Consider the following 15,919-nt stretch of genomic DNA (forward strand, 5'->3'; position numbering starts at 1 on the left):
CGCAGCGGCGGCGAGGCCGCCCTGGGCGGCGTGGGAGCGTGATCCGTCCGGCCGGCCGGGTGATGATGGCCCGGTCATGACGTCGCTCCTCACCCGACCCGACAGCGCCCGGGCTGCCGCTGCGCGCCCGCGCCCCCTGGTCCTGATCGCGACGCTCGGCGGGGCGCTGGCCGCCCTGGGGCCGCTCGTCGTGCTGCTGGCGGCCGGCGTGATCGGCTGGTTCGTCACCGACGCGGGCGTGCACGGCGCACCCCGCGACGGGATGCGGATGGGCGCGCTCGCCTGGCTCGCCGGCCACGGCTCCGGCCTCACGGTCATGGGGGCGCGGATCACCCTCGTGCCGCTCGGCATCACGGCCGTCGCGGCGTGGTCGACGTGGCGCCTCGGCCACCGCGTCGGCGACTCGGTGTCCGGCCACGGTCCCGACGCCGACCGGATCTCCGACGGTGAGCGCGACCTCACCGTCCCGATCGCCATCGGCACGTTCTTCGCCGGCTACGCCGTGGTCGCCGTGGTGGTCGCCACCCTGGCCGCCGGTTCTGCTGTCGACCCCTCCGTGCCCCGCGTGCTGGGCTGGACGCTGCTGCTCACCGCCGCTGTCGCCGCCCCCGCCATCGCCGTCGGCTCGGGCCGCGCCGCGATCTGGGCGGCGCTCGTGCCGGCCGCCGTGCGGGCGGGAGCCGTCGTGGCGGGCGCCGTGCTGCGGAGCCTGCTGCTCGTCTCGGGCCTGCTCTTCCTCGTCGCGCTCGGACTGTCCTTCGGTGACGCGGCCACGATGACCTCCAGCCTGCACCCCAGCCCGTCGGAGGCCGGCCTCTACGCCCTGGTCAACGCCGCCTTCCTGCCCAACGCCGTGCTGTGCGCCGGCTCCTGGCTCCTCGGGCCCGGCTTCGCGGTCGGCGGCGCCACGCTGGTCTCGCCGGGCGCGGTCGTGCTCGGCCCGCTCCCGGTGGTGCCGCTCCTGGCCGCCCTCCCCGCAGCCGGTACGCCGCCGGGCTGGGTCGGTGCCCTGATGCTCCTGCCGCCCGTGGTGGCCGCGGTCGCCGCCCACCGTGCCCTGCGCACCCGGCCGCTGACCTGGGACCGGATCGCGCTCGCCGGCTGCGGTGGCGGTCTCGCGGCCGGCGTGGGGTTCGCCGTCCTCGCCTCGCTCGCCGGGGGCGCGGCCGGACCCGGCCGGATGCGGTTCGTGGGCCCGTTCGTGCCCGACGTGCTGGTGCACGCGATGACCGCGTGCGGCGTCGGCGCCCTCCTCGGTGCGTCGGTCCTCGCCCTCCCGGCGTGGCGCGCGGCGCGGGCACGGAGCGACGAGCCCGCGCCCGCACCGACGACCGCACCGACCACCGCTCCCGAGGACTGACGTGGGGGCCGGACACGGCCACGGCCACTCGTCGCTGGGGCCGCTGCCGCGACACCTGCGGATGGTGGTGGCCCTCGTGGTCGGACCGCTCGTCCTCGCGACCGTGGTGGGCCTCGCCCTGCTCTGGCCCGACGGCGACCTCGAGCTCGCCGGCCCGGGGACCGACGTGGAGCGGGGCACCGCCGAGGTGCGCTCCGTCGTCACCTGCGACCTCGGCGAGGGCTGCCAGCAGGCCGAGGTCGAGCTGCTGAGCGGGCCCGGTGCCCCGGGCGAGGCGCTGGCGCTGCTGCCCTTCGGCGAGAACGCACCCGACGTGCAGGCCGGCGACCGGATCGTCGTCTCGTTCACCGAGCAGGCCCCGGCGGGAGAGCAGTACGTCTTCCAGGACTTCGACCGCGGCCCGCCGCTGCTGACGCTGCTGGTCCTGTTCGCGGTGGGCGTCCTGGCGCTGTCGCGCTGGCGCGGCATCGGCGCGCTCGCCAGCCTGGCGTACTCCCTCGTGCTCATCGCGGTCTTCACGCTGCCCGCCATCATGGAGGGCTCCCCGCCGCTCGCGGTCGCGGTGGTGACCGCCGCCGCGATCATGCTCGTCACGCTCTACCTCTCCCACGGCTTCGACGTCCGCTCGACGGTGGCGATGCTCGGCACCCTCGTGTCGCTCCTCGTGATCGGTGGCGTCGGCTGGGTGTTCACCGAGGTCGGGCACTTCACGGGGCTCGTCGACGAGGGCAGCCAGTACATCTCCGGCATCGCGGCGCAGGTCGACCTCCGCGGACTGCTGCTGGCCGGGCTGGTGATCGGCGCCCTCGGCGTCCTGGACGACGTGACCGTCACCCAGACCTGGGCCGTGTGGGAGCTCGCCGACGTGGACCCGGAGGCGAGCGCCAGGTCCCTGTTCGCCCGGGCGATGCGGATCGGTCGCTCGCACGCCGCGTCGACCGTCAACACGCTCGTGCTCGCCTACGTCGGCGCGACGCTGCCGCTGATGCTGGTGTTCTCCGCGCTCGAGCTGCCGTTCGGGATCGCGGTGAGCCAGGAGGTCGTGGCCCAGGAGGTGGTGCGCGGACTCGTCGGCGGCCTCGGCATCCTCGCCGCCGTCCCGGTCACGACGGCCATCGCCGCACTGGTCGCCGGCCGCCTGGTCCGCGAGCGGTCCGCGGGCGCCGGGCCGTCCCGCCGCGCCTCGCACCGCGCATAGGATCCACGCGTGCAGCAGCCCACGCGCCTCGTCGTCCTCGTCTCCGGGTCCGGCACCAACCTGCAGGCCCTGCTCGACGCCTGCACCGACCCGGCGTACGGCGCCCGCGTCGTGGCGGTCGGCGCCGACCGCGACGGCATCGAGGGACTGGCGCGCGCCGAGCGCGCCGGCGTCCCGACGTTCGTCCGCTCGCTGTCGGACTTCGAGACCCGCGACGGGTGGGACGCCGCCCTCGCGACCGTCGTCGAGCGCTTCGAGCCGGACCTGGTGGTCTCGGCCGGCTTCATGAAGCTGCTCTCGACCGACTTCCTCGCGAAGTTCCTCACCCTCAACACCCACCCCGCGCTGTGCCCGGCGTTCCCCGGCATGCACGGCCCGCGCGACGCCCTCGACCACGGCGTCAAGGTCACCGGCGCCACGCTCTTCGTCGTCGACGCGGGCGTCGACACCGGTCCGATCGTGGCGCAGGTGCCGGTCACGGTGGAGGAGGGCGACGACGTCGCGTCGCTGCACGAGCGGATCAAGACCGCGGAGCGCGCCATGCTGGTCGAGGCGGTCGGGCGGATCGCGCGGGAGGGGATCACGGTCGAGGGCCGCCGGGTTCGCATCGGCGCCGGTGCTCGGTAGGGTTCGACCACACGACTGGCGCAGGTGGGCCACCACCAGGGAGTGACGCGCGAGGGCATCGAACGCCTGGGTGCCCCCGACTCGAACCGACCGAGGAGTCCCGTGTCCCCTGAAGCCGCTGAGGCCCGCACCCCGATCAAGCGAGCACTCGTCTCCGTCTATGACAAGACCGGTCTCGACGACCTCGTCCGCGCCCTGCACGACGCCGGCGTGGAGCTGGTCTCGACCGGTGGCTCCGCCGCGCTCATCGACTCGCTCGGCCTGCCCGTCACCCGCGTCGAGGACCTCACCGGGTTCCCCGAGTGCCTCGACGGCCGCGTCAAGACGCTGCACCCGCGCGTGCACGCCGGGATCCTCGCCGACCGGCGCCTCGAGTCCCACGTCGCGCAGCTCGAGGAGCTCGACATCGAGCCGTTCGACCTCGTCGTGAGCAACCTCTACCCGTTCACCGACACTGTCGCGTCCGGCGCCTCCCCGGACGAGTGCGTCGAGCAGATCGACATCGGCGGTCCCTCGATGGTCCGCGCGGCGGCCAAGAACCACCCGAGCGTCGCCATCGTCACCTCGCCCGCGGCGTACGACGACGTGCTGGCCGCCGTGGCCGCCGGCGGGTTCACGCTCGCCGAGCGCCGGCGCCTGGCCGCGGAGGCGTTCGTCCACACCGCGACCTATGACGTGCACGTGGCCTCCTGGATGGGCAACGTGCTCGCCGACACCAGCGACGGCTCGGGCTTCCCGGCGTGGATGGGCGCCACGTGGAGCAAGGAGGCGGTGCTGCGCTACGGCGAGAACCCCCACCAGCGCGCCGCGCTCTACAGCAACGGGTTCCTCCCCGAGGGTCCGGGACTCGCCCAGGCGACCCAGCACCACGGCAAGGAGATGTCCTACAACAACTACGTCGACGCCGACGCGGCCCGCCGGGCGGCGTACGACTTCGACGAGCCGGCCGTCGCGATCATCAAGCACGCCAACCCGTGCGGCATCGCCGTCGGCGAGGACGTCGCCGCGGCGCACCGCAAGGCCCACGAGTGCGACCCGGTCAGCGCCTTCGGCGGCGTCATCGCCACCAACGTGCCGGTCTCCGTCGCGATGGCCGAGCAGGTCGCCGAGATCTTCACCGAGGTCGTCGTCGCCCCGGGCTACGAGGACGGCGCGATCGAGGCGCTGCGGGCCAAGAAAAACATCCGGGTGCTCGAGTGCCCCCCGCTCGTCCGCGGTGGCGCCGAGATGCGCGCGATCTCGGGCGGCCTCCTGCTGCAGGAGCGCGACGTCCTCTCGGCCGAGGTCGAGGGCGGCGGCGACGACCCCGTCACGTGGACGCTGGCCACCGGCGAGGCCGCCTCCGAGGACGTGCTGGCCGACCTCGCCTTCGCGTGGCGCGCCTGCCGCGCGGTGAAGTCCAACGCGATCCTGCTCGCCGCCGACGGCGCCTCCGTCGGCGTCGGCATGGGCCAGGTCAACCGGGTGGACTCCTGCCGGCTCGCCGTGGAGCGGGCGGGGGAGCGGGTGACGTCCGCGGTGGCGGCCTCGGACGCCTTCTTCCCCTTCGCCGACGGTCCGCAGATCCTCATCGACGCCGGGGTCCGCGCGATCGTCCAGCCCGGCGGCTCGGTGCGCGACGCCGAGGTGGTGGCCGCCTGCGAGGCGGCCGGCGTGACGATGTACCTCACCGGCACGCGCCACTTCTTCCACTGATGGCCGACGTCCCTAGACTGACCGCCGTGACGGCACAGACCCTGGACGGCGCGGCGACGCTGCGCACCATCAAGGCGGAGCTCGCCCAGCGCGTCGCCGCCCTCGCCGAGCAGGGGGTCACCCCGGGCCTCGGCACGGTGCTCGTCGGCGACGACCCCGGCTCGCACTGGTACGTCGGTGCGAAGCACAAGGACTGTGCCGAGATCGGCATCACCTCGATCCGCCGCGACCTGCCGGCCACGGCCACCCAGGCCGAGGTGGAGGCCGTCATCGACGAGCTCAACGCCGACGACCAGTGCACCGGCTTCATCGTCCAGCAGCCCACCGGGCTCGACGAGTTCGCCCTGCTGTCGCGCGTCGACCCCGACAAGGACGTCGACGGCCTGCACCCCACCAACCTCGGCAAGCTCGTCCTCGGCGAGGCCGGCCCGCTGCCGTGCACCCCGGTCGGCTCCATCGAGCTCCTCCGCCGGCACGACGTGCAGATCGCCGGCGCGGAGGTGGTCGTCGTGGGCCGCGGCATCACGGTGGGTCGCCCGCTCGGGCTGCTGCTGACCCGGCGCTCCGAGAACGCGACCGTCACGCTGTGCCACACCGGCACCGTCGACCTCGCCGCCCACGTGCGCAACGCCGACATCGTCGTCGCCGCCGCGGGCGTGCCCGGCATCATCACCGCCGACATGGTCAAGCCCGGCGCGGCCGTCCTCGACGTGGGCGTCTCGCGCGTCGAGGGCAAGGTGACCGGCGACGTGCACCCCGACGTGTGGGAGGTCGCGGGCTGGGTCTCGCCCAACCCCAGGGGCGTCGGTCCGATGACCCGCGCGATGCTGCTCACCAACATCGTGGAGATCGCCGAGAAGTCCCTGCGGTCCTGACATGACGGAGTCCGAGCACGGCGACGGCCGGGAGGACGACGGGCGACGCTACCCGTCCACCATCGGCGGCGCGTTCTACCTGCTCGTCCTCGTGACCGTCGGCGTCGCGATGGTGCTGGTCGTGCTCGAGGAGTGGCGCACGGGCATCCGGTTGATGGGCGGAGCGCTCGTCTTCGCCGCCCTGGTCCGGCTCCTGCTCCGCAACCGCGACGCCGGCATGCTCGCCGTACGCCACAAGGTGCTCGACGCGGCGATCCTGTCGGTGCTCGGCGGGTCGCTCGTCTTCCTCGCCGGCTCGATCCCCAACCAGCCGGGCGGCTTCTGAGACGACGACGGCCGGGCACCCGCGTGGGGGCCCGGCCGTCGTCGGTCGCTCAGGGCAGGCCGCCTCAGACAAGCCCCAGCTCGGTGACCGCGGAGCGCTCGTCGGCGAGCTCGGCGGTCGAGGCGTCGATCCGAGCGCGGGAGAAGTCGTCGATCTCCAGGCCCTCGACGATCGACCAGTCGCCGCCGGAGGTGGTGACGGGGAACGACGAGACGAGGCCCTCGGGGACGTCGTACTCGCCGCTGGACACGACCGCCATCGAGACCCAGTCGTCCTGCGCCGAGCCGAACAGCCAGTCCCGGGCGGCGTCGATGGTCGCGGACGCGGCCGAGGCGGCCGAGGACGAGCCGCGGGCGTCGATGATGGCGGCGCCGCGCTTGGCGACGGTCGGGATGAAGTCGTTCTCCAGCCAGCCCTGGTCGCCCACGAGCTCGGCGGCGTTCTGGCCGTTGACCTCGGCGTGGAAGAGGTCGGGGTACTGGGTGGCCGAGTGGTTGCCCCAGATCGTCATCTTCTTGATGTCGGTGACGCTGGCACCGGTCTTCGCCGCGAGCTGGGAGATCGCCCGGTTGTGGTCGAGTCGGGTCAGCGCGGAGAAGCGCTCGCTCGGGATGTCGGGGGCGTTGCTCATCGCGATGAGCGCGTTGGTGTTGGCCGGGTTGCCGGTGACACCGATGCGCACGTCGTCGGCCGCGACCGCGTTGAGGGCCTTGCCCTGGGCGGTGAAGATCGCACCGTTGGCCGAGAGCAGGTCGCCGCGCTCCATGCCGGGACCGCGCGGGCGGGCACCGACGAGCAGGGCGAGGTTGACGCCGTCGAAGATCTTCTCGGCGTCCGCACCGATCTCGACGCCGGCGAGGTGCGGGAACGCGCAGTCGTCGAGCTCCATGACGACGCCCTCGAGCGCCTTGAGGGCGGGCTCGATCTCGAGCAGTCGCAGCTCGATCGGGCGGTCCCCGGCGAGTGCCCCGCTGGCGAGGCGGAAGAGCAGGCTGTAGCCGATCTGGCCGGCGGCGCCGGTGACGGCGACCTTGAGGGGTTCAGCGGAGGTCACGGTGGTTACTCCTCGCGAGGTGAGGTCGATGAGTCTGTCCCGCTGACGCTAGCAGCGGGGGGCGGCTGGCATGCTGGCGCCCATGTGGGGAGCCGTACGACGCCTGGCGGGCCTCGCCACGGCCGGGGTCCTGGCCGCCGGGCTCGCCGGCTGCGCGGGCATCGGCCAGCCCGCGCCGTACGACTCGCAGGGGATCAACGGGCTCGTCATCCCGACGCCGTCGCCGGACCCCGACGACTTCGTCGACGCCGTCGACAACCCCTGGCTCGCCCTCGAGCCGGGCGCGGCGTGGCGCTACACGGTCACCAAGGACGGGCGGACCGTGGGCACCATCGACGCCGAGGTGCTCGACACCACCACCGAGGTGGCCGGGCTGACCGCCACCGCCGTCCGGACCACGACGGACCTCGACGGAGCCGACCGGGACGACCGGGACGTGGAGGAGACGCGGTTCTACGCCCAGGACGACGACGGCAACGTCTGGCTGGTGGGCGCCGACTCGTTCCCCGGGGCCAGCTGGCGCGCCGGGGAGGGCAACGCCGAGGCGGGGCTGGCGATGCCGGCCGACCCGCGACTGGGCGACGGGTGGCTGGCCTTCCGTCTCGCCGACGGTCGGGAGAACGTCGTGAGGATCGAGGACCAGTCGCGCCAGATGCTGCAGACGCGCGACGAGGCCGGCACCGCGACGCGCAGGGTCTACGAGTCGGGGGTCGGCCTCGTCAGCGTCGAGGCCCTCGACGCCGGCTGGCTGGCCGTGCGCGAGCGCTAGTCGGGGCGGCGCACCTGCGTGCGGCCGTCGTCGTCGCCGTCGGGGTTGCCCCAGTGGCCGGGCGCGCTCTGCCCGGGCTGTCCCGGGTGGCCGGGCTGCTGGGCCGGGGGAGCACCCCACTGCCCGGGCTGGGCCGGCGGCTGCTGCGGGGCCGGCTGGCCCCACTGGCCGGGTGCCACCGGGGGTGCGCCCTGGGGTGCGCCCTGCGGTGCGCCGTAGGCGGGGTCGGGCTGCTGCGGCGGCACGGGCTGGCCCCACTGCTGCTGCGGGGGAGCGCCCCACGCGGCACCGGGCTGGCCCCAGCCGCCCTGCTGGCCTTGGTTCCACTGGGCCTCGTAGTTGCCGGGGACGAACTGGTCCTTGCGACCGCCGCCGAAGCTGAGGCCGGAGCCCGCGACGGGGGTGGCGCCCTGGCCGAAGAGCACGGGGTAGGTGAGCCCGGCGATCGCCGCACCGAGGAGCGGCGCGAGCACGAAGAGCCACAGCTGGACGATCGCGTCGGTGCCGGCGAAGACGCCGACCCCGATGGAGCGGGCGGGGTTGACCGAGGTGCCGGTCGCCGCCATCGAGGCGAAGTGGATCATCGCGAGCGACAGGCCGATGGCCAACGGACCGAGCGCCACGTTGACCTCGTTGCGCTCGTCGGTGACCGCGAGGATCACCCAGAGGAAGACGGCCGTCATGAGCGTCTCGAGCAGCAGCGCGGCCCACCACGCGAAGTCGAGGGCGCTCTGGTCGCCGAAGAAGTTCTGCGCCATGTTGCCCTCGGCGGAGAAGTCGGGGAAGCCCTGCATGATGCCGAGGAGCGCGGCACCGGCGAGCAGTCCGCCGAGGAGCTGGGCGGCCATGTAGATGCCGACCTGGTTCCACGGCAGGCGGCCACCCAGCACCGCGCCGAGGGTGACGGCCGGGTTGAAGTGGCCACCGGAGACGCGGCCGACGGCGTAGGCCATCACCACCACGGTGAGGCCGAAGGTCAGGCCGGTCGCGACGTAGTCGCCCCCGCTGATCAGCGCGGCACCGCAGCCGAAGAACACGAGCACGAAGGTGCCCAGCGTCTCCGCGGTGAACTTCTGTCCGGTGGTCGGTGAGTCTGCGACGGTGTCGCTCATGGCGAGCCCCCTCCAGGGTCATGGTGGCCGCACCCCGCGGCGGCCACGGGAACTCTAGCCGCGGCCGGGCAGGGGTGCGAGGGTAGGCGAGTCGTCACGAAGACGCGCGTCAGGTATCTTGACGTCAAGAGTTATGCCGCCCGATCACTCGGAACGATCACCAGGAGCTGTCCTACCCATGGCCAAGATCATCTACACCCACACCGACGAGGCGCCGCTGCTCGCGACGTACTCGTTCCTGCCGATCATCGCCGCCTACGCGAAGACCGCCGGTGTGGACGTCGAGACCCGTGACATCTCCCTCGCCGGTCGCGTGATCGCCCAGTTCCCCGACCGCCTCACCGACGAGCAGCGCCTCGACGACGCCCTCGCCGAGCTCGGCGAGCTGGCCACGCAGCCCGAGGCCAACATCATCAAGCTGCCCAACATCTCGGCCTCGATCCCGCAGCTGAAGGCGACCATCGCCGAGCTGCAGTCGCAGGGCTACGACCTGCCGGCCTACCCGGAGAACCCGCAGACCGACGAGGAGCGCGAGGTCCGCGCCCGCTACGACCGGGTCAAGGGCTCTGCTGTCAACCCGGTGCTGCGCGAGGGCAACTCCGACCGCCGCGCCCCCGCGTCGGTGAAGAACTACGCCAAGTCGCACCCGCACTCGATGGGCGCGTGGAGCAGCGACTCCCGGACGTCGGTCGCCACGATGGGCCACGACGACTTCCGCAGCAACGAGCAGTCGGTCGTGATCGACGGCGACGACACCCTCTCCATCGTCCACGTCGGCACCGACGGCGAGACGGTCCTCAAGGAGGGCCTGGCCGTCCTCGCCGGCGAGGTCGTCGACGCCACCTTCATGAGCGCCGCCCACCTCGACGAGTTCCTCGAGGCGCAGGTCGCCCGGGCCAAGGAGGACGGCGTGCTGTTCTCGGCCCACCTCAAGGCCACGATGATGAAGGTCTCGGACCCGATCATCTTCGGCCACGTCGTGCGCGCCTACTTCGCCGACGTCTTCGCCCAGTACGGCGAGCAGCTCGCCGCCGCGGGCCTGTCCGCCAACGACGGCCTGGGCGGCATCCTCTCCGGCCTCGACCAGGTCGAGGGCGGCGCCGAGATCAAGGCCGCCTTCGAGGCCGGCCTCTCCTCGGGCCCGGCCCTGGCGATGGTCGACTCCGACAAGGGCATCACCAACCTGCACGTCCCCTCCGACGTCATCATCGACGCCTCGATGCCCGCGATGATCCGCACCTCGGGTCACATGTGGAACGCCGACGGCCAGGAGCAGGACACCCTCGCGGTCATCCCCGACTCGTCCTACGCCGGCGTCTACCAGGCCGTCATCGACGACTGCAAGGCCCACGGCGCGCTCGACCCCTCGACGATGGGATCGGTGCCCAACGTCGGCCTGATGGCCAAGGCCGCCGAGGAGTACGGCTCGCACGACAAGACGTTCGAGATCCCGGCCGCCGGCAAGGTCGAGGTCCGCAACGCCGCCGGTGAGGTGCTGATGTCCCACGACGTCGAGGCGGGCGACATCTGGCGCGCCTGCCAGACCAAGGACGCCTCGATCCGCGACTGGGTCAAGCTGGCCGTCACCCGGGCCCGCGCCAGCGCGACCCCGGCCGTGTTCTGGCTCGACGCGAGCCGCGCCCACGACGCCAACCTCATCGCCAAGGTGAACGACTACCTGGCCGAGCACGACACCGACGGCCTCGAGATCGAGGTCATGGCGCCGGCCGCCGCGACGACGTACTCGCTCGAGCGGATCCGCCGCGGCGAGGACACCATCTCGGTGACCGGCAACGTGCTGCGCGACTACAACACCGACCTCTTCCCGATCCTCGAGCTCGGCACCAGCGCCAAGATGCTCTCGATCGTCCCGCTGATGAACGGCGGCGGCCTGTTCGAGACGGGCGCCGGCGGCTCGGCGCCCAAGCACGTGCAGCAGCTGGTCAAGGAGAACTACCTGCGCTGGGACAGCCTCGGTGAGTTCTTCGCGATCGCGGCGTCGCTGGAGCACCTCGCCGGCTACGACGACAACGCGCGCGCCAAGATCCTGGGCGACACCCTCGATCGGGCGACCGAGACCTTCCTCAACGAGGACCGCTCGCCGGGGCGCAAGCTCGGCACGATCGACAACCGCGGCTCGCACTTCTACCTCGCGCTCTACTGGGCCGAGGAGCTGGCGAAGCAGACCGACGACAGCGCGCTGGCCGAGGCGTTCGCGGCGCTCGCCAGCACGCTGCGCGAGGACGAGCAGACCATCGTCGACGAGCTGCTCGCCGTGCAGGGACAGCCGGCCGACATCGGTGGCTACTTCCGCCCCGACCCGGAGAAGGCGGCCGCGGTGATGCGGCCGTCGGCGACGTTCAACGAGGCGCTCGCGACGCTCTGACGCGCACGCGACCCGCGTCACAGGCAGGACCCCCGGGGAATACTCCTCGGGGGTCCTGCTCTTGCGGCCAGTGATGACCACGACTGCGACCGACCAGGCCTCCGGGGCCGCCGAGCCCACCCCGGAGGACCTCGACGTCGCGTCGGTGACCGCGCGGCACTTCGGCCTCGCCGTGCTGGCGCTGGCGATGGGCGGGTTCGCGATCGGCACGACCGAGTTCGTGACGATGGGGCTTCTCCCGCAGATCGCCGACGGCGTGGCCGTCTCCATCCCCACCGGCGGCCACCTCATCTCGGCCTATGCCGTCGGCGTCGTCGTCGGCGCGCCGGTGCTCGCCTTCATGGGCGCCCGGCTGCCGCGCCGGGCGCTGCTGGTGGCGCTGATGGCCGCCTTCGCGGTCGGCAACGCCGTGAGCGCGCTCGCGACGTCCTACGAGCAGCTGATGCTGGCCCGCTTCGCCGCGGGCCTGCCCCACGGGGCCTACTTCGGCGTGGCGTCCCTGGTCGCGGCCAGCATGGCGCGGCCCTCGCGCAAGGGTCGCGCGGTCGCGCAGGTGATGCTGGGCCTCTCCGTGGCCAACGTCCTCGGCGTGCCTGCCGCGACGCTGCTGGGCCAGGAGCTGGGCTGGCGGGCGGCGTTCTGGGCCGCCGCGGGCCTCGCCCTGGTCACGCTCGCGCTCGTCGTGTGGTTCGTCCCGTCGTGCCCCGGTGACGCCGAGGCGAGTGGTCGGCGTGAGCTCGCGGCCTTCCGGGTCCCGCAGGTGTGGCTGACCCTCCTGGCCGGCGCCGTCGGCTTCGGCGGCATGTTCGCCGTCTACTCCTACATCGCCCCCGTCGTCACCGACGTCGGCGGGCTGGGGGAGCGGTCGGTGCCGATCTTCCTGCTGGCGTTCGGGCTCGGCATGGTCGCCGGCACCGGCCTCGCCGGGATCATGGCCGACTGGTCGATCTTCCGCTCGCTGATCATCGGCGGCTCCGGGATGGCCGCCACGATGCTCGCCTTCTGGGTCGCGGCCCCCCACGGGTGGGCCGCCCTGCCCGTCGTCTTCCTCATCACCACGCTCGGCTCCGTGCTGGTGGTCAACCTCCAGCTGCGGCTGATGGACGTGGCCGGCGACGCCCAGACCCTGGGCGCGGCCCTCAACCACGCCTCGCTCAACATCGCCAACGCGCTCGGCGCGTGGCTCGGCGGGATCGTCATCGCCGCGGGCTGGGGACTGCGGGCCCCGGCGCTCGTCGGCCTCGGGCTCTCCCTCGCCGGCGTGGCCATCCTGCTGGTCTCGGCGCGCCTGCACGTGCGCGGCAATGCCGTCACGTCCGCCTGATTTTTCCTGCCGTTAACAATGCCGGAATCCTTGCGTAGCCTGGCTTTGTAACGATCCAATCAACGGGGGTGGATCGGCCACCCGCAACATTTCCCGGAGGTGGGTCATGGACGAGGAGAAGATCGAGATCCAGATGGGTCGGCGCCGCGAGCTCGCCGACCGCAACGTGCACGACGTCATCAGCCTGTTCGAGCGACGCCAGGACATCCGCGGGATCTACCCAATGGCCGACCTCGTCGCCGACAACGTCGGCTGGGTCGTCTGAGCCATCCCTCACCGGAAGCCGGGGAGGGCCTGCGAGCTCCAGGACGCTCCGTCGTCCAACGAGCACCGGAGCACGTCGACCTCCCCGGCCTCGGCCACCAGGCACACCCGGTCCGAGGCCAGGAACACCGAGTGGTCCTGGGGCGACTGCTGCACCGCCGACACCTCGCCCGCGGCACCCACCCGCAGCGCGCCGTGCGAGCCCGTCGTGAGGTAGGTCGATCCGACGTCGGAGACCGCGAGCCCTGACAGGTCCCGCAGGTCCCCGGAGCTGCGGGCCCGCTGCCAGGTGCGGGCCGCGTCCGGCGAGGAGGCGACCTCGAGGACGGGCACCGAGCCGTCGGGTGCGTCGCCGAGCAGCACGACGGCCACGCCGTCCTGGTGCCCGGCCATCGCGGCGCCCGAGACCGCCCCGGCCCCCGGGCGCGCCACGCGGCCCTGGAACCAGATCGGCCCGCCGTCGTTCCACCGGAGCTCGACGGCACCGGTGCCGAACGGGACGGCGACGACGAGGTCGCCCGCCGGGGTCGCGTACGCCGCCAGCACCTTGCCGCCGTCGGGCGATGGAAGCGGCAGCAGCTTCGTCCCGCGCAGCAGGCGCAGGCCGCCGGGGGTGGGCACCACGGCGTCGCCGGGCTCGACCGGCACGGCACTGCCCCCGGGGTCGACGACGCGGTCGCGGACGCCCTCCGCGGAGACGCGGAACAGGCCCGAGTCGTCACCGACCAGCCAACCGCCCGGGACCTCTGCCAGCGTCGGCGAGTCGCCCTCCAGCACGCTGCCGCGGACGTCGTCGCCGAGCCGGGTCACCAGCGCGGAGCGGCACTGCCGGTCGGCCGCGGCGTCGTCGGGGCACCCCCGCCACAGCGCCGCGACCCCACCGCCCTCCGACCCGGCGACGGCCCAGGGGTGGACCCGGTCCTCCCCGAGCACCTCGCGCACGTCCTCGGGCAGGCGCGCGTCGACCTCGGGCGCACCGTCCCACGTCTCGGTCGGGACCGGCGGCGCCGGATCGGGGGACTGCCGGTCGGGGTCCAGCCAGCCACCCGCGCCGAGCGCGACCCCGCCGACCACGACCGCGGCGGCGAGCGCCGACGCGACCGTCGTACGACGTCGGCGCCGCGCACGGCCGGCGCGGGCGAGCACCGCGTCGAAGCCGGGGGGCTCGGCGCGCTCGGCGACGTGCTGGGCGAGGTCGGTGGGCAGGCTCATCGGTGGCTCCGCTCGGGCTGCTGGTCGTCGGAGAGCAGCACCGCGAGCGCCGCGCGCCCGCGTGCCAGGCGGGCCTTGACGGTCCCCACCGGCGCCCCGACCGCCTCGGCCACCTCGTGCACCGGCAGGTCGGCCAGGTGGTGCAGCGCGATCGCCTCGCGCTGCGCCACGGGGAGACGGCGCAGGGCGGCGAGGAGGACCAGCCGGTCCTCCGGCAGGTCGGCGTAGGCCTTCTCGGCGACGAGGCGGTGGCTGACGTCGCGGAAGAAGCGGCTGCGCCGCCAGCGGGTGCGGGTCACGTTGACCGCGACGGTGCGCAGCCACGCCTCCGGGTTGTCGGCGGCGAGGAACGAGCGGGAGGAGTTCACGGCCCGCGCGAACGCCTCCATCACCGCGTCCTCAGCCTCGACCGGGTCACCGGTCACGCCGGTGAGCTGGCCGACCAGGCGGCGGTAGGAGGTGGCGTACACCTCCTGCACACGGTCCACCGCGCCGGTCCGGGGCATGGCCCACCCTCCCACTCGTCGTCTGCTCTCATGACGACGACTCGTGGGGAGGCGTTCCGGTTGCACCGGGCCGGAGGTCGGCAGGCGCGACGCGGTCAGCCCGTCAGGCGTAGACCATGCCCATCGCCTCGCGGACCTCGTCGAGCGTGGCCTCCGCGACCTCGTTGGCCCGCGCGTTGCCGCGACGGAGCACGTCCTCCAGGTAGCCGGGCTCCGCCTCGAGCTCCGCGCGTCGGGCGCGGAGCGGGGCCAGCTCGGTGTTGATCGCGTCGGTCAGCCGGCCCTTGAGGGCACCGCCGCCGCCGTCGCCGATCTCCTCGGCGACCGCCGCCGGGTCGACACCCTCGCAGAGGCCGATGAGGGTGAGGAGGTTGGCGACCTCGGGACGGTGGTCCGGGTCGTAGGTGATGACGCGGTCGCTGTCGGTCTTGGCGCCCTTGAGCTTCTTGGCCGTCTCGTCGGCGGTCATCCGCAGCTCGACGACGTTGCCCTTGGACTTGCTCATCTTGGTGCCGTCGGTGCCGAGGATCAGCGGCGCCTCGGAGAGGAGCGCCCCCGGCTCGGGGAAGACGGGGGCGTAGCGGTCGTTGAACCGGCGCGCGACCACCCGGGTCTGCTCGAGGTGGGGGAGCTGGTCGCGACCGACGGGCACGACGTTGGCCTTGCAGAACAGGATGTCGGCCGCCTGGTGCACGGGATAGGTGAGCAGCAGCCCGCCGATCGAGGTGATGCCGGCCGACTTCGCCTCGTCCTTGACGGTGGGGTTGCGCTGCAGCTCCGCGACGCTGACCAGGCTGAGGAACGGCAGCATCAGCTGGTTGAGCGCCGGGACCGAGGAGTGGGTGAAGATCGTGGCCCGCTCGGGGTCGAGACCCGCGGCGATGTTGTCGAGCAGCAGGTTGCGCACGTTGCCGGCGATGTCGCCGCCGACCTCGCGGTCGGTGATCACCTGGTAGTCGGCGATGAGCTGCCAGATCTCCGCGCCGCTGTCCTGCAGGCGGAGGCGGTTGCGGATCGAGCCGAAGTAGTGCCCGATGTGCAGCGCGCCGGTGGGGCGGTCACCGGTGAGCATCCGCAGCGAGGCCGGATCGGTGGCCATCTGCTCCTCGATGGCGTCGCTGCGAGCCTGGGCGGCGCGGAAGGTGTCACTCACGCGGCCGATCCTTTCACGCGGCCGATCGGCGCCGCGAACGGGTTCTGTAGGGTTCCGGA

The 15,919-nt window shown here is 73.2% G+C and carries 15 protein-coding genes; 10 read left to right on the plus strand and 5 right to left on the minus strand.

All coding sequences use genetic code 11. The annotated features are described in order from the left end of the window. The first annotated feature begins 76 nt into the window (after positions 1 to 76). From HN031_RS12030 to HN031_RS12055, 6 genes are all read left to right on the plus strand, one after another. Positions 77 to 1,360: a DUF6350 family protein gene (locus tag HN031_RS12030; protein ID WP_216652118.1), complete on the plus strand. Its 1,284-nt coding sequence runs from the start codon at positions 77 to 79 to the stop codon at positions 1,358 to 1,360. 1 nt (position 1,361) lies between these two features. Beyond that, on the plus strand, positions 1,362 to 2,558 hold the full coding sequence (locus HN031_RS12035) for a YibE/F family protein (protein WP_172270177.1): 1,197 nt from the start codon (positions 1,362 to 1,364) through the stop codon (positions 2,556 to 2,558). Positions 2,559 to 2,567: 9 nt separating this feature from the next. After that, positions 2,568 to 3,185 carry a phosphoribosylglycinamide formyltransferase gene (purN, locus tag HN031_RS12040; RefSeq protein ID WP_172270179.1) on the plus strand — a complete coding sequence of 206 codons (618 nt, stop codon included), beginning with the start codon at positions 2,568 to 2,570 and terminating at the stop codon, positions 3,183 to 3,185. Positions 3,186 to 3,287: 102 nt separating this feature from the next. After that, positions 3,288 to 4,880 (plus strand): bifunctional phosphoribosylaminoimidazolecarboxamide formyltransferase/IMP cyclohydrolase, encoded by a 1,593-nt coding sequence (gene purH / locus HN031_RS12045; protein ID WP_172270181.1) that lies wholly within the window; start codon positions 3,288 to 3,290, stop codon positions 4,878 to 4,880. A gap of 26 nt (positions 4,881 to 4,906) precedes the next feature. Further along, the gene (locus HN031_RS12050; RefSeq protein WP_172270183.1) at positions 4,907 to 5,755 is read left to right on the plus strand and encodes a bifunctional methylenetetrahydrofolate dehydrogenase/methenyltetrahydrofolate cyclohydrolase; all 849 of its coding nucleotides are present in this window, start codon (positions 4,907 to 4,909) and stop codon (positions 5,753 to 5,755) included. Position 5,756: 1 nt separating this feature from the next. Further along, positions 5,757 to 6,080: a DUF3017 domain-containing protein gene (locus HN031_RS12055; protein WP_172270185.1), complete on the plus strand. Its 324-nt coding sequence runs from the start codon at positions 5,757 to 5,759 to the stop codon at positions 6,078 to 6,080. A 64-nt stretch (positions 6,081 to 6,144) separates the two neighbouring features. On the opposite strand, the gene HN031_RS12060 is transcribed toward HN031_RS12055, so the two are convergent. Further along, complete coding sequence (locus HN031_RS12060; RefSeq protein ID WP_172270187.1) at positions 6,145 to 7,134, minus strand: malate dehydrogenase; 990 nt, start codon at positions 7,132 to 7,134, stop codon at positions 6,145 to 6,147. A gap of 70 nt (positions 7,135 to 7,204) precedes the next feature. On the opposite strand from HN031_RS12060, the gene HN031_RS12065 reads away from it, so the two are divergent. Then, on the plus strand, positions 7,205 to 7,903 hold the full coding sequence (locus HN031_RS12065; RefSeq protein WP_172270189.1) for a hypothetical protein: 699 nt from the start codon (positions 7,205 to 7,207) through the stop codon (positions 7,901 to 7,903). Here HN031_RS12065 and HN031_RS21070 read toward each other — a convergent pair. After that, the gene (locus tag HN031_RS21070) at positions 7,900 to 9,015 is read right to left on the minus strand and encodes an aquaporin (RefSeq protein WP_216652120.1); all 1,116 of its coding nucleotides are present in this window, start codon (positions 9,013 to 9,015) and stop codon (positions 7,900 to 7,902) included. The genes HN031_RS12065 and HN031_RS21070 overlap by 4 nt on opposite strands. 178 nt (positions 9,016 to 9,193) lie before the next feature. On the opposite strand from HN031_RS21070, the gene HN031_RS12075 reads away from it, so the two are divergent. The 3 genes from HN031_RS12075 to HN031_RS12085 all read left to right on the plus strand — a co-directional run bounded on the left by HN031_RS12075 (position 9,194) and on the right by HN031_RS12085 (position 12,990). Then, positions 9,194 to 11,401, plus strand: coding sequence for an NADP-dependent isocitrate dehydrogenase (locus HN031_RS12075; protein WP_172270191.1), 2,208 nt, complete (start codon positions 9,194 to 9,196; stop codon positions 11,399 to 11,401). A 73-nt stretch (positions 11,402 to 11,474) separates the two neighbouring features. Further along, positions 11,475 to 12,725, plus strand: a complete 1,251-nt coding sequence (locus HN031_RS12080; RefSeq protein WP_172270192.1) for an MFS transporter — start codon at positions 11,475 to 11,477, stop codon at positions 12,723 to 12,725. A 106-nt stretch (positions 12,726 to 12,831) separates the two neighbouring features. Further along, positions 12,832 to 12,990 (plus strand): hypothetical protein, encoded by a 159-nt coding sequence (locus HN031_RS12085; protein WP_172270193.1) that lies wholly within the window; start codon positions 12,832 to 12,834, stop codon positions 12,988 to 12,990. Positions 12,991 to 12,998: 8 nt separating this feature from the next. Here HN031_RS12085 and HN031_RS12090 read toward each other — a convergent pair whose 3' ends face one another. The 3 genes from HN031_RS12090 to trpS all read right to left on the minus strand — a co-directional run bounded on the left by HN031_RS12090 (position 12,999) and on the right by trpS (position 15,860). Further along, the gene (locus HN031_RS12090) at positions 12,999 to 14,201 is read right to left on the minus strand and encodes a hypothetical protein (protein ID WP_172270194.1); all 1,203 of its coding nucleotides are present in this window, start codon (positions 14,199 to 14,201) and stop codon (positions 12,999 to 13,001) included. Further along, positions 14,198 to 14,707 carry a sigma-70 family RNA polymerase sigma factor gene (locus HN031_RS12095; protein WP_172270195.1) on the minus strand — a complete coding sequence of 170 codons (510 nt, stop codon included), beginning with the start codon at positions 14,705 to 14,707 and terminating at the stop codon, positions 14,198 to 14,200. Before HN031_RS12095 ends, HN031_RS12090 begins: the two co-directional genes overlap by 4 nt. A 103-nt stretch (positions 14,708 to 14,810) precedes the next feature. Next, a complete protein-coding gene (gene trpS / locus HN031_RS12100) occupies positions 14,811 to 15,860 on the minus strand; it encodes a tryptophan--tRNA ligase (RefSeq protein ID WP_322425813.1) in 1,050 nt (349 codons plus the stop codon). Positions 15,861 to 15,919: the final 59 nt, after the last annotated feature.

Origin of the sequence: Nocardioides sp. zg-1308, assembly GCF_013155375.1 — a bacterium.
Lineage (GTDB): Bacteria > Actinomycetota > Actinomycetes > Propionibacteriales > Nocardioidaceae > Nocardioides > Nocardioides renjunii.